Below are 15,000 nucleotides of genomic sequence, written 5' to 3' on the forward strand. Positions count from 1 at the left end.
ATTTTCTAAAAAATTAATAACATATTAACATATAAAACTTAATTTATTTTTAAAATATTTAATCATTAAAATTAATACGAATAACTTCTGTGATAACAAATGGTAAAAAACTCATAAATAACAAAGAAATTAATAATAGAGAAATTAAATAAATTCCAAAAGGAGAATGATTCATACTACTACTTATGATAGTACTTCCCAAAATAATTACTGGAACACTTAGTGGAAAAAAAACTATAGAAATCAATGCTCCCTTCTGAGAATGTTTTTTTACCAAAGCAGAAGCAAATGCTGCAAGAAAAAAAATAGTTGGACTTCCAAATACAAAACTTAATATTATAATGAATAAGTTATAAATATTGAAATTAAACAATAGTGCCAAAAATGGACAAAATATTAAAATTGATAATAAATTTAAAAAACAATAAGAAAAGATTTTTGCACTTACCATCAATACCAATGGATAACCAGATACTAACCATTGTTCAATAACACCATATTCATAATCCTGCATAAATAATACAGATGAAGATAATAAACACATTAACAATATTGATATCCAAAATAAACCAGGAGAAATACTTACAATCGATACATATTCTGAAGATAAAGTTAAAGGAAAAAATATATTAACCATTAAAAAAAACAAAACAGAGTATAAAATAACACTTGGTTGTCTCATACATAATAATAATTCACGATTTATTTGTCTTAAAAACAATATCCTTACATTTATCATATCTTTTATTTAAAAAATATTCCAAATAATTAACTTTTTTCAAAACAATATCCTGATGAGATACCAATATAATCATTCCACCACGACTTAAATGAGTAAGTATAATTTTTTTTATGAAAATAATCATTTTCTTATCTAAAGAGACAAACGGTTCATCTAATAGCCAAAATTTAGCATTCGTAATTAAAATTTTTAACAAGGAAACAAGGCGCTTTTGCCCTATAGACAAATAGTAACATAAATCATCATAAAAATCTTGCAAATTAAATTGTTTCAATATTTTTTTATAATCTACTGTAAAATTAAATAAATGTATATCAAAAAAAATATTTTCTTTTACAGTTAATAATGGAGAAAACCCTAATTTATGCCCAACAAAACAAATATTTTTTTGATATAAAAATAAATTATCTAAGATATTTGTACCATTATATAAAATATATCCATTTTCAGGGTGGAAAATACCTGATATCACTTTTAATAAAGTCGTTTTGCCAACTCCATTATCTCCTTTTAAATGCAATAATTGACCATTATCTATGCAAAAATTTACATTCTCAAAAAGAAATTTATCCGTATAACCAAAATCTAATTCTTTAACTTCAAGCATATATTATTATTATATAAAACATTATTTTATATAACAAAATCTCCACAGATATGCAATCTACTATATAAAATGATTTAATACAAAAAATTTATTTTTTTAAATCTAATTAATTTTATTTTATAAAAAATATCTATTATATAAAACTTTATTTTTCATAAATTTATCTATAATAAAAATTATACTTTTAAATAGTTATTTAAAATTTATATAAAAAATCTTATAACAATATTTATGTTTTATGAACATAATAAAATTTTCTTAAAATCATTCTCACAAAATTATTATAATAATTATCTACTATAATTCCATTAAACAATAATATCTCTCCCAACTTTAAATAATTTTTATATTTCTGATAAAAAACTGAACTAACAACAATTTCTGCTACAGCAGAATAATCTTCTATATTAATAATTATAATTTCTTTTTCATTCTTTGTTAAAATACTTTTAATGTTATTTATCAATCCACAACAGGAATAACATAAACCTTTCTTAATAAAAGTTAAATCAAAAATAGTCAGAATAAATTTTTTAAATTCTTTAACATATTTTTTTGTGGGATGATCTGTTAAATATAATCCTAATGTCTCCTTTTCACCAGAAAGTCTTTTATAATCCGACCAAGAATCCTTTAATTTAATACAACCATTATCTTCTTTATAATCATCTTCCAAAGAATTTAACAAATTAATTTGTCCATATTCAATGTCTTTATGAATTCTATTAACATTTTTTAAAACACTATCCAATGACTCATATAAAATAGATCTACTTTCCATAAAACAATCCATACTTCCACTTTTTATTAAAACTTCTAAAACTCTACGATTAACTTTTTTTAAATCCATACGATAACAAAAATTAAATAAATTAATATATTCACCGTTTTTTATACGCTCTTCTACAATCAATTTAATTATTGATATTCCTAATCCTTTAATAGCACCAAGTCCATATAAAACCGAATGATCATTAACAACCATAAATTTATACTGTGATTTATTAATTGATGGAGGAAGAATTTTAATATTCAATCTACCACATTCATTAATAAACATAATTATTTTATCTGTATTACTCATATCATAAGACATAACAGCTGTCATAAAAAATGCAGGATAATTAGCTTTAATCCATGCAGTACGATAAGTAAGTAAAGCATAAGCTGCCGAATGAGATTTATTAAAACCATATCCTGCAAACTTTTCCATTATATTAAAAATATTAATTGCTAATTTAGACGAAATATTAGATTGTTTTGCACCTTTAACAAAAATATTTCTTTGCTTATCCATATCATCTTTGTTTTTTTTACACATAGCTCTTCTTAATAAATCAGCAGATCCTAAACTATAATTTGCAAGAACTTGTGCAACTTGCATTACTTGTTCTTGATAAAGAATAACCCCATAAGTTTCCTCTAAAATCTCTTTTAAACTAACATGTAAATATGAAACTTCTTTCTTTCTACTTTTGCAATCAATAAAATTTTCTACCATATTTGATTGTAATGGACCAGGCCTATATAATGCAATTAATGAGATAATATCTTCAAAACAATTAGGTTTTATTTTCTTTATCAATTTCCTCATACCATATGACTCTAATTGAAAAATACCAATAGTATTGCAAGATTGAAGTAAAGAAAATGTTTTTTCATCATTCAATGGTAATAAACTAACATTAATATAATCTTTATTAGACTTTTTCTTTTCTTTATTTATAAATGAAACCGCCCAATCTATAATTGTTAAAGTTTTTAAACCTAAAAAATCAAATTTTATTAACCCAATGTATTCAAGATCATTTTTATCTAATTGACTCATAAATTGCAAAGAGTCTTTTTCACAATAAATAGCTGTAAAATTAGTTAATTTTGAAGGTGAAATTACTATCCCTCCAGCATGTTTACTAACATTTCTAACAATTCCTTCAAGTTTTATTGATAAATCAATCAATTCCTTTACTTCTTCTTCTTCATTATAACGACTCATTAAAATATTATTTTGATATAATGCTTCATGTAAAGAAATACCTAATGTATAAGGAATTAATTTTGCTATTTTATCAACAAAATTATAAGAATAACCCAGAACACGACCAACATCTCTAACAACTGCTTTTGCAGATAAAGTACCAAATGTGATGATTTTAGATACATTTTCTTTTCCATATTTTTTTGAAACATATTCAATAACACGATCTCTTCCTAGAATACAAAAATCAATATCAAAATCAGGCATAAAAACCCTTTCCGGATTTAAAAAACGCTCAAAAAATAATTTATACTGTATCGGATCTATATCAGTAATATTTAAAGAATATGCAACAAGAGAACCAGCTCCAGATCCTCTACCAGGTCCAACAGGAATTTTATTTTCTTTAGCCCAACAAATAAAATCAGCAACAATAAGAAAATAACTAGCAAAACCCATATTATTAATAATATATAATTCATTTTCTAATCTTTTTTTATACTTTAAAAAAAGCCTATTATTAACATTTAACTCTCTTAAATAAATAATATTCTTAAAACGATTAAATAACCCTTTTATAGATAAATCAGATAAATAATCTTCAACCTTTTCACCATTAGGTGTAAAAAAATTAGGTAAATATTTATTAGTAGTATTAAACATCACTGTACAACGTTTAGAAATTTCAACTGTATTTTTTATTGCCTGAGGTAAGTCTTTAAATAAAAGAATCATCTCTTCTGCAGAACGTAAATACTGTTGAGAACTATATTTTTTATAACAATTATTATCAGATAACGTATAACCTTTATTAATACAAACACGTACTTCATGAGCTTCAAAATCATTTTTATACAAAAAACAAACATCATTTGTAGCAACCAATGGTAAACCTAATTTATCAGCTAAATAAACTACTTTTTTATTATATTCAGATTCTCCTACTCTTCCAGTTCTTTGAATTTCTAAGTAAAATCGATTATAAAAAATTTTTGAAAAAAATTTAGCCATTTTAAAAGCTAATTTTTCATTATTTAATAATAATGCTCTTCCAATGCAGCCTAACCTTCCACCAGATAAAACAATTAAACCTTCTGAATAAGTACTTAACCAGGAACTGTATATCAGAGGTAAATCAATTTTACTTCCAAATAATTTATTTTGATATGATTTAGATATAAGAGCCATCAAATTTTTATAACCTATTTCATTTTGACATAGAAAAACTAAAGATGATATTTGTTCTAAATCTTCAGAAAAACAATATAATAAATCACTACCAAAAATAGGTTTAATCTTATTTCTAATAGCAGACCTATATACCTTAATGACTGAAAAAAGATTACAAAATTCAGTAACAGCAACAGAATTCATATTCATATCTTGCAATCTTTTCATTAATGATGAAATTCTAATTAATCCATCCACAATAGAAAATTCAGTATGTAATCGTAAATGAACAAATTTCCTTTCACTTTTCATTTTCAAAATCACTACTATACATTTTTAACATCCTAAAAAAATTATCTTCATTTAAAATATCAATTCCAAGTTTAATTGCTTTATTAAGTTTTAAACCAGGATTAACACCCTTAATAAGATAATTGGTATTTTTAGAAACATGATTATTAACTATGGCCCCTATATTCAACATATGCATCTTAATATCTTTTCGTTTTATTTTAATTAATGTTCCAGTAAAAACAATAATTTTCCCACTAAAAAAATTAAAATTTTTATTATTCAATAATTTAATATTTATTTTCCAAGAAATTCCAAAATCTAATAACTTATTAATCACATCCAAATTTTTTTTTTCATTTAAAAATAATAAAATATTTTTTGCACGTGTAAGTCCAATATTTTTAATAGATAATAAATTATCTAATGTAGCTAATTTTAAATCTTCAACTGTTTGAAAATTAGAAGATAACAAATGTGCATGTACTGTACCTATACCTTTAATACCTAAAGCATATAAAAATCTTGCAAAGGTAGTATTTTTACTATTTTCAATAGATTTAAAAAGTTTTTTAGAAGATTTCAAACCTATTCCTGGTATTTTTAAAAAATCATTTGCTTGTAAAGAATATAAGTCAGATATAGACTTAACCAAATTAATTTCAACTAATTTGTTAATTATAGATATACCAATTCCTCTAATATTCATAGCCTCATTTGAAGAAAAATGTTTTAATACTTGTTTTAATTGAGCAAAACAAAACAATCCTCCAGTACAAAAAAATATAGATCGTTTAACATTACTGATAATAAGAGAATTACAGACAGGACAATTTCTAGGAAAATTTATTTCTTTAACTAAGAAACTTCTTTTTTTCAAAACAATAGATGAAATTTTAGGAATAACATCTCCAGATCTACATATCTTAACAAAATCACCAATACGAATATCTTTTCGACGAATATCATTAAAATTATTTAAAGTCACTCTTTTAATTACTACTCCATTGATACAAATTGGATCTAATTTAGCTACTGGAGTTAAAATTCCAAATCTACTAACTTGAAAATCTACTGAAATTACTCTGGATTCTTTCTCCATTGATAAAAATTTATATGCACAAGCATATTTTGGAAAACGAGCTGAATATCCTAATTTATTTTGTAAACAAATATCATCAACCTTACATACTATACCATCAATTTCATATGGAAAATTCATACGACTTTTTCTAAGTTGTTCATAATAAAAAAAACAAGAATCTAATCCCTTAACCAATTTAGTTTTAGAACTTATTTTAAATCCTATATTTTTTAAAAACTGTAACCGAAAAAAATGACTATTTGGTAAAAAAAAACCATTAAAAGCACCGATACCATAACAATATATAGATAATGGTATATGTTGATATAAATTATTATTTAATCTACGTAAAACACCCGAAGCTGCATTTCTAGCAGTAGCAAAAACTGATTTATTTGAAAATTTAGCTATTTTATTGGCTTGAAGAAAATCTTTTTTTGCAATATATATTTCTCCACGAATTTCAATAAAATTGAAATTTACATTTTTTGGCAATATCAACGGAATTTCAGATATATTTTTTACATTAACAGTTACATCCTCTCCAATCAATCCATTTCCACGTGTTACAGCATGAACTAATTTTCCATCTTCATAAATTAAATTAATTGCTATTCCATCAAATTTTGGTTCACAAGTAAAAAAAATACTATTAATATCTTTAGAATACTTTTTATAAATACAATGAAAAAACTTTTTTAATTCTTTAAAAGAATAAACATTTGATAACGACAACATAGATTTCTTATGAAAAATTTTTTTAAAACAATTACTAGGATTTACTCCAACCAATTGCGTTGGAGAATCAGAATTAATATACTCTGGATATTTAATTTCCAACTCTTTTAATCGTTTAAAATATTTATCATAAACAAAATCTGAAACTAAAGATCTATTAAGATTATAATAATAATGATTATAAAGTCTAATTCTTTTTCTTAACTCTTTAATAAATTTCTTTATATTAGATTTCATAAAATGAATAATACTATAAATTTTAAAATCACATAAAAATTAATATTTTAAACAATAAATATATTTTTTATAAAAAGTTAAAAAAATATAAAAATTAAAAATTTTAATTTTTATTAAAAAAATTACTTAAAAATATTAAATTTTATTAAATATAAAATAACATATAAAATTACATAATAAAAAATATCAAAAAAATAAATTTTACTTTAGCCAAAATATGAAAAACATTACAGAAACATTTACTAAACCATTACTAAAATGGTTTGATAAATATGGCAGAAAAAATTTACCATGGAAAAATTCTATTAATCCAGATCCATATAAAATATGGATATCTGAAATCATGTTACAACAAACACGATTAAAAACAGTTATCCCATATTTCAATCGTTTTATAAAAAAATTTCCTAATATCCAACATCTTATTAAAGCGTCTGAAGATGAAATCCTTTTATATTGGTCAGGACTTGGATACTATAATAGAGCTATCAATTTAATTAAAACTGCCAAAATTATCTGGAACAAATATAACGGAAATTTCCCTAAACAAACAAAATTCTTAATTAAATTACCTGGAATTGGACCATCTACAGCTGCCGCTATAATGTCTCAAGCTTTTAATTTACCAAAAGCAATACTAGATACTAATGCTAAACGTGTACTGTTTAGATATTTCAATTTAAGTTATATTAATAGTCAAAAACATTTAAATGTTAAATTAATCAATTTTGCAAATAAATGTATGTCAAAAGAACGTAGTGCAGATTATACTCAAGCAATTATGGATCTAGGATATTTTCATTGTAAATCAAAACATCCTAATTGCACAACTTGTCCTTTACATACAAATTGTATCTCAAAAAAAAAACAAATTAATATCTCCATTGTCTTATCATAAATATAATAAAAAAAATATTATAAAATATAAAAAGTTTTTACTAATATATAATTCATATAACGAAATTTTTTTTACAAAACAATCTTACAAAAAACTTTGGCCAAAATTATGGACTATTCCTTATATTGATTATAAAACTCCTATTAAAGACTTTATTCAAAATAAATATAATATAAATAATATTGAAAATATATACTTATTAACTAATTTTAAATATTCAATAAGTAACTTTATACTCAATGCAAAATCAATAGCAATAAAAATTAAATCAAACCAATCTTATACAAGTAAAAAATCAAATATAAAAAAATGGTTAAAAATAAATCAATTAAATCAAATTGGATTATCTAAAATATCTATTAAAATTATAGACTACTTTAAAACATATATAAAACAACAAAAAATATAAAAAATCAAAATTATCACTAACAATAATAAAAATATGCGAAATAAATTTCAATTTTGATCATTTAAATAAACAACCAATATTGATTCAATATTAATAAATATAAAATCTCAATCAAATATATCGAATTCATAAATAAAATATCAACAAATATATTAATCTATTTTTTCTGCAAAACCATAAAATAATTTACACATATTTTATTAGTAATTTTAGCTTTTCTAGTAAAAACATTGTACGACATTCCCTTTAAATCAATAACTTTAAATCCAACAGATCTTGCAATACTTGCAAGTTTACTTGGAGATATAAAATTTCGAAAATCGTGTGTTTGTTTTGGTATTATACCTAATAAATATTCAGCTATAACAACAATTTGTATATACGATATAATTCCAGAATTAATAGTTGATATAAATAAGTAACCACTAGAATTTAATAATCTATAGCAGTGATACAATATTGAACAAGGATCTTTAACATGTTCTAATAATTCTAAACAAACAATAACATCAAATAATTTATTACCATAATGATCAATAGGCATACAATAATAATCTATAACAAGACTTTCTTTAATAGCATGACATTTTGCTATATTAATAAGGGAATTTTCAATATCCAATCCAGTAACATTTGCTCCTAACATCGCCATAGATTCTGATAAAATACCTCCACCGCAACCAACATCTAAAACCTCTTTCTTAAATAGAGAGCAAAACTTACAAATAAACTCAATACGCACAGGATTAATACAATGAAGTATATGACAAGGACCATTTTTATCCCACCACTGTCTAGCTTGATTAGAAAAATCAGTACCATTCCTAAATTTATTGACCATATTTACCAATACTTTTTACTATTAAAATAGAACATTATTTTAATTAACATTTTTAAATTTTCAAAAACCATTCATACATATTTATATAAAATAATAAATTTTAATGTTAAACATCCAATATCAATATCTTATTAAATAAAATCAATAATCTAAACCCATTATTATTTTTATTTCATCCAATGTTTTTCTAGCTTCTTTTTTTGCTATTTCAGTATGTTCTATTACAATATTTTTAATTAAATTTATTTTTGATTGATAAAATTGAATCTTCTCTTGAATTATAAATAATTCCTTTTTAATAGAATCAACAATCATTTTTTTACAATCAACACATCCAAATTTAGCAGAACAACACCCAGATTTTATCCATTCCTTTAAAGAATCTGTTGAATAAATACTATGTAATTGCCATACAGAACAATTTCCTGGATTTCCAGGGATATATCTTTTTATACGATTAGGATCAGTTGGCATAGAAAATATCTTCTTTTTCACATCATTTAAATTTTCTCTTAAAGAAATAGTATTATGAAATGATTTAGACATTTTTTTTCCATCAGTTCCTAGTACTTTAGAAAAACCATGTCTTATTATTGCTTTTGGTTCATTCAATATCTTTTTTCTATAAACATCAAAATTATTTAATAAATTCTGTTTAACTCTTAAAGGAAACTTTTTATAATTTGCTAAAAACAACTTAATTTCATTAATTAACTTACACCCATCATTATTTTGTAAAATTTTTTTTAAAAAAATATAATAATTACTATAATTATTTTTTAAATTTTGAATAGCCTTAAAAATTAAATGTTTTATATAAAGATTATTATCTTTATATAAAAAATTAAATTTTCTGACAATTTTTCTAGTTAATTCAATATGAGCAATTTGATCCTCACCAATTGGAACATAATCTGCTCTATAAAGTAATATATCAGAACTTTGTAAAATAGGATAACCTAAAAAACCATATGTCATAAAATCTTTTTTTAAAAAATTTCTTTGTTTTTGATTCTTATGAGAAGGAACATGTTCAACCCAATTTAACGAAGTAATCATAGAAAGTAATAAAAATAATTCAATATGTTCTGAAATCCAAGATTGAATAAAAATCTTGCACATATTTGGATTTATTCCACATGCAAACAAATCAACCAACATATTCCAAACAAAAGGTTTAATAGAATTTGGATTTTTATAACAAGTCGTTAACCCATGTAAATCTGCAATAAAAAAATAACAATCATATTGACTTTGTAAGTCAATCCAATGTTTAATAACTCCATGATAATGTCCAATATGCAAATCTCCACTAGCACGTATACCAGAAACCACACGCTTTTTCATTTAAATCGAACCTCAATACTTTACAAAAAATATTTATATTTACATATATATTAACTCTATAAAAGATTCTTGCAATTTTTTTAATTTTTATCAAAACTATCAAAAAGAAACTTATTAAAAATAATAAAACAATATCTTATGAAAAAAAAATATTATATAGATATACAATATTCACACAAAAATTATATTCCAATAAAAATTAAAACTATTATTTTTTGGGCAAAATTAATATTAAAAAATTTAATAAAAACTGCTGAAATTACTATTAAATTTGTATGTCCAAATGAAATAATTCAATTAAACTATTTATACAGAAAAAAAAACAAAATTACAAATATATTGTCTTTTCCTAGTTCTATTTCTACATATAAAAAATTAAATTATCATTTCTTAGGAGACATTATTATATGTACAAAGATTTTAAAAATAGAATCTAAAAAAATAGCTCAACCATTTAAAAAATATTTAGCTTTTATAATTATTCATGGAATCCTACATTTATTAGGATTTAATCATATTAAAAAAAAAGAAAAAACAATCATGAAAAATTTAGAAAATAAATTGTTAATAAAATTAGGTTTCAAATTAAAATAATTAAAATATTAAACTACTATAAAAATAGCTAATCATGAAACAACTTAAAAAAAATAAATTAATTTAGCATTTCTTAACTAAATTATCATTTCTTCTTGTACTTACATTATTTAAGACAAAAATACCCAACATTCCCGAACAAAATGAACCTAAAAATATACCTTCTTTAGCCAAAGTCATATAATATAAATCATAATGATAAGATATAGACCCAATAAATATACTCATTGTAAATCCAATCCCACAAAGCAAAGAAATCCCATAAATATCTAAAGATTTGATATTACTATCTAATTTTAATAGACATTTAATCTTAATAAAAAAAAACAATGGTAAAAATATACCAATTTGTTTTCCTACTAATAAACCAAAAAACACACCAAGAAAAATAGGATGCAATAACATTGAAAAATTAAAATTTACAAACACTATACCAGAATTTACTAAAGCAAATATCGGTAAAATAAAAAATGTTACAAAATATTTTAAATATTTTTTAAAATATATTAAAAAATTTAAATTCTTATATTTAGAAACAATTATAGAAATAATTATTCCAGACAAAACTCCATGAACACCTGATTTAAAAAGAAAAAATAATGAAAAAAAACCAATAGTTATAAACAATAGAGAACTTTTGAAGTTAAAATAAAATAAATAAATCAATATAATACTAATTAAAAATAATCCTAAAAATAAAGGAACTTTTTTAGAATAAAAAATAGATATCACAATCATTGATTGTATATCATCAAAAACAGAAATAACAGTTAATAAACTTTTTAAAGAATAAGATACATAAGGATCCAAAAAATTAATAACACTTGAAGAAAAAACAATATCAGTAGAAATTGGTATAGACCATCCTTTTAAATATTCTATATAATTTTTATTAAAAATAAAAAAAACAAATGCCGGAAAAACTAAACCACTAAAAACAACAATATTAAAAATTAACATACTCACTTTGTTAACAAGAAAATTTTCTATAAGAACATCTATAACTTCGAGACCAACCAGTACGAAGTAAATAATCATTAAACCATCATTTACCAATGATAAAAATGATTTTGCAACTAAAAAATTAAATATTTTTATTCGAACTACATAATTTAACGCTTTTTCATAAAAATAACAATATGGAGAATTTGATAAAATTATTGCAAATAAAGCAAAAATAAAAACTAATAAACTACCTATTTTTTCTAAATTAGCAAATTCTTTATGACACAATTTATTCATAAAAACCTATATATAAATATTATTTATAAAAACAACTTATAAATAAGTTATAACAATTAATAAAATATTACACAATTATCTAATATAAGATATTAATCAAAACTATTTTGATATAAAATATTTATATTTAACAATACAAAACTTTAAAAATGCAAAAAAAAAAAATAACATTAGCACATATATCCACAAAAAAAATAAAAAAAAAAAATCCTTACTTTAAACCAATCATAGGAATCATACTTGGATCAGGATTAGGCAATCTATCATCAATGTTAAATAACACTATTATTATTAAATATAAAGATTTACCAGGATTTCCAAAATGTACAGTAAATGGTCATAATGGTAACTTAATACTAGGAAATATATCAGGAAAAGATGTTGTATGTTTGCAAGGAAGAAGTCATAGTTATGAAGGGACAAACTTTCACACAATGAAAACATACGTTAGAACTTTAAAATTATTAGGTTGTCAATATTTTTTATGTACTAATGCATCTGGATCTCTAAAAAAAAAAATTAAACCAGGAGAAATTATGATTTTGACTGATCATATAAATATGCAACCAAACAATCCATTGGTAGGAATTAATGACGAAGAATTTGGACCAAGATTTTTACCATTAAATAATTTATATGATGCAAAACTAAAAGAAAAAATGTTAATAATAGCTAAAAAAGAAAATATTATTTTACATCAAGGAGTATATATTTCAGTACTAGGACCAAATTACGAAACAGCAGCAGAAATAAAAGCATTTAAAATATTAGGAGGAGATGCAGTAGGTATGTCTACTATTCCAGAAGTTTTATTAGCAAAACATTGCGGAATGAAAATTATCGCAATCGCAGGTATTACAAATTATGCTACAGGCATTGTATCTACAAACCATACTCATGAAACAGTACTAGCAATGGCATCAAAAATAGAAAAAAAACTTAATAAATTAATAAAAAAATTCATAGAAGAACTTTTACATTAAAAAGAAAAATAATTAAAAAAATAATAAATTAATAAGGAAGAACTATAACTTGAGTACCTATTTTCATAAAATATTTATTTAACCACTCCGCCGCACTAGGAAGCACTTTAATACAACCATGACTAGAATTTGCATAAGGAACTTCATAAGCAGCATGTATACTAAATCCACGAAAAAAAAACATACAATAAGGCATTTTAACTCCTAAACGACTTTTATTTACAAAAAATTCACTAGAACGACAATTTACCCCTTTTTTGTAATAAATGTAAAAACTACCAGTTACAGTACGACATGATGTTCCCAAATCTTTACAAAAATCTTTTCCACCAGAAGCACTACCTGTCATAATTCGATCACCATGTTTATTATAAACAGCCCATACATATTTTTTAGGATTAAAAACAAATTGTTTTTTCCCATTTGATAAAATCCTCAATGGAAACTCCTTTTGACCCCTTTTATCTTTCAAATAAAATAATGTTTTATGGATATATCCATAATCATCTATTATTAAAGTTGATTTGTTAAGTAACAATAATTTATAACCTATGATAGGAACTATCATAAACATAATAAAAAACTTAATCATAAAATTATTGAATAATCTTAAATTAAGAATTAATTTTACCTAAAACTATCTAAAACTACATAATAATAATAATAATCTGTATTAATATAAATATAATTCTATAAATCTTTTATGATAAACATCATCTTCTTCTGATTAAATTCAAATTTAAATTTGACAATTTAAAACATTAAATTACAACATATTAAATATTAATAATTTTTATTATATATTAATTTTAAAAATAAAATATCCCAATCATAATATTATCTATATAACATATGGGGGAAAAATTCTATTATTAATATTTTGAATAAAATATGTTTTAAAAACAAAACTATTATTTTTGCTTAAAATGCTATCTTTAACAAAAAAACCAATTTCAAAATTAAATAAAAATAAAATAATTCTAAAATATATTGTAGAATAATTACAATGAATAAAGAAAGAAATAACATGTTGAAAAAACAATTATATTACGGATATATAACAAATAAAAAAATCCTTGATATTTTTAATAATATACCTAGACACATTTTTGTTCAAAATAAATTTAAAACATTCTCCTATTCTGATATGAGAATACCAATTAATTATGGTCAATATATGTTAACTCCATTAGAAGAAGCCATTATTCTACAATCTTTATTTTTAAAAGGAAATGAAAAAATATTAGAAATTGGAACAGGAACAGGGTTTTTTACAGCAATATTAAGTAAATTATCCAAAAAAATTATAAGTATTGATTATTATGAAGAATTTATAAAAACAGCTGAAAATAAATTAAAAGCCCTATCTATCAGAAATATACAATTAATCAAAAAAGATTTTAACACCTACAAATGCAACAATAAATATTTATTCGATATATTAATCTGTACAGCAGCAATAGATAAAATAAAAATACCATATTTATTAAAATTTTTATCTAATGGAAAATTATTTACTATATTAAAAAACAAATTAACAATGAAAGGAATTTTATTTATTATTCAAAATAATAAAATTATTAAACAAAATATATTGTTTGAAACAATTACAACTCCGATAATTGATCACTCAAATAAAAAAATATTTATATTATAAAAATTTATTTATCAAGTAACTTGATAAATATCAAAATATAAAATTTAAAAAACTAAATATTTAAATTTACTTTTTAAAAACTCATAATAACTAATCTAATACAAAAAACAATACATTATTTCCCAAATAAAAATTTATACATATAATATATAATAACAACATTATATACACTAACTATATCA

At 22.0% G+C, this 15,000-nt stretch carries 13 protein-coding genes; 5 read left to right on the forward strand and 8 right to left on the reverse strand.

Features of this window, described 5'->3' with window-relative positions; translation table 11 throughout:
• Positions 1–58 precede the first annotated feature (58 nt).
• From RQL38_RS00525 to ligA, 4 genes are all read right to left on the reverse strand, one after another.
• Positions 59–682 carry a heme exporter protein CcmB gene (locus tag RQL38_RS00525; protein ID WP_338521743.1) on the reverse strand — a complete coding sequence of 208 codons (624 nt, stop codon included), beginning with the start codon at positions 680–682 and terminating at the stop codon, positions 59–61.
• A gap of 13 nt (positions 683–695) precedes the next feature.
• Positions 696–1,349 (reverse strand): heme ABC exporter ATP-binding protein CcmA, encoded by a 654-nt coding sequence (gene ccmA, locus RQL38_RS00530; protein ID WP_338521745.1) that lies wholly within the window; start codon positions 1,347–1,349, stop codon positions 696–698.
• Positions 1,350–1,578: 229 nt separating this feature from the next.
• Positions 1,579–4,809, reverse strand: coding sequence for a DNA polymerase III subunit alpha (dnaE, locus tag RQL38_RS00535; RefSeq protein ID WP_338521746.1), 3,231 nt, complete (start codon positions 4,807–4,809; stop codon positions 1,579–1,581).
• Complete coding sequence (ligA, locus tag RQL38_RS00540; RefSeq protein ID WP_338521747.1) at positions 4,799–6,847, reverse strand: NAD-dependent DNA ligase LigA; 2,049 nt, start codon at positions 6,845–6,847, stop codon at positions 4,799–4,801. Before ligA ends, dnaE begins: the two co-directional genes overlap by 11 nt.
• A 217-nt stretch (positions 6,848–7,064) precedes the next feature.
• Here ligA and RQL38_RS00545 point away from each other — a divergent pair, with 217 nt between their 5' ends.
• Entirely contained in the window at positions 7,065–7,745 is a 681-nt protein-coding gene (locus RQL38_RS00545) for an adenine glycosylase (protein ID WP_338521749.1), read from the forward strand.
• On the forward strand, positions 7,732–8,154 hold the full coding sequence (locus RQL38_RS00550; protein WP_338521751.1) for a hypothetical protein: 423 nt from the start codon (positions 7,732–7,734) through the stop codon (positions 8,152–8,154). The genes RQL38_RS00545 and RQL38_RS00550 overlap by 14 nt, the downstream gene beginning before the upstream one ends.
• A gap of 157 nt (positions 8,155–8,311) precedes the next feature.
• Here the strand turns inward: RQL38_RS00550 and ubiG are convergent, their stop codons facing one another.
• Positions 8,312–8,995 (reverse strand): bifunctional 2-polyprenyl-6-hydroxyphenol methylase/3-demethylubiquinol 3-O-methyltransferase UbiG, encoded by a 684-nt coding sequence (gene ubiG, locus RQL38_RS00555; protein WP_338521753.1) that lies wholly within the window; start codon positions 8,993–8,995, stop codon positions 8,312–8,314.
• Positions 8,996–9,136: 141 nt separating this feature from the next.
• Entirely contained in the window at positions 9,137–10,342 is a 1,206-nt protein-coding gene (locus tag RQL38_RS00560) for a tryptophan--tRNA ligase (protein ID WP_338521754.1), read from the reverse strand.
• Positions 10,343–10,480: 138 nt separating this feature from the next.
• Between RQL38_RS00560 and ybeY the strand changes: the two genes are divergently transcribed.
• The gene (gene ybeY / locus RQL38_RS00565; protein WP_338521756.1) at positions 10,481–10,936 is read left to right on the forward strand and encodes an rRNA maturation RNase YbeY; all 456 of its coding nucleotides are present in this window, start codon (positions 10,481–10,483) and stop codon (positions 10,934–10,936) included.
• A gap of 63 nt (positions 10,937–10,999) precedes the next feature.
• Here the strand turns inward: ybeY and RQL38_RS00570 are convergent, their stop codons facing one another.
• The gene (locus tag RQL38_RS00570; protein ID WP_338521758.1) at positions 11,000–12,178 is read right to left on the reverse strand and encodes a Na+/H+ antiporter NhaA; all 1,179 of its coding nucleotides are present in this window, start codon (positions 12,176–12,178) and stop codon (positions 11,000–11,002) included.
• A gap of 149 nt (positions 12,179–12,327) precedes the next feature.
• Between RQL38_RS00570 and RQL38_RS00575 the strand changes: the two genes are divergently transcribed.
• Entirely contained in the window at positions 12,328–13,161 is an 834-nt protein-coding gene (locus tag RQL38_RS00575; RefSeq protein WP_338521760.1) for a purine-nucleoside phosphorylase, read from the forward strand.
• 28 nt (positions 13,162–13,189) lie between these two features.
• Here the strand turns inward: RQL38_RS00575 and RQL38_RS00580 are convergent, their stop codons facing one another.
• On the reverse strand, positions 13,190–13,753 hold the full coding sequence (locus tag RQL38_RS00580) for a L,D-transpeptidase (protein ID WP_338521761.1): 564 nt from the start codon (positions 13,751–13,753) through the stop codon (positions 13,190–13,192).
• A gap of 414 nt (positions 13,754–14,167) precedes the next feature.
• On the opposite strand from RQL38_RS00580, the gene RQL38_RS00585 reads away from it, so the two are divergent.
• Positions 14,168–14,818, forward strand: a complete 651-nt coding sequence (locus tag RQL38_RS00585; protein WP_338521763.1) for a protein-L-isoaspartate O-methyltransferase family protein — start codon at positions 14,168–14,170, stop codon at positions 14,816–14,818.
• The last annotated feature ends 182 nt before the right edge of the window (positions 14,819–15,000 follow it).

Origin of the sequence: Candidatus Legionella polyplacis (genome assembly GCF_037013735.1) — a bacterium.
GTDB classification, from domain to species: Bacteria; Pseudomonadota; Gammaproteobacteria; order Legionellales; family Legionellaceae; genus Legionella_E; species Legionella_E polyplacis_A.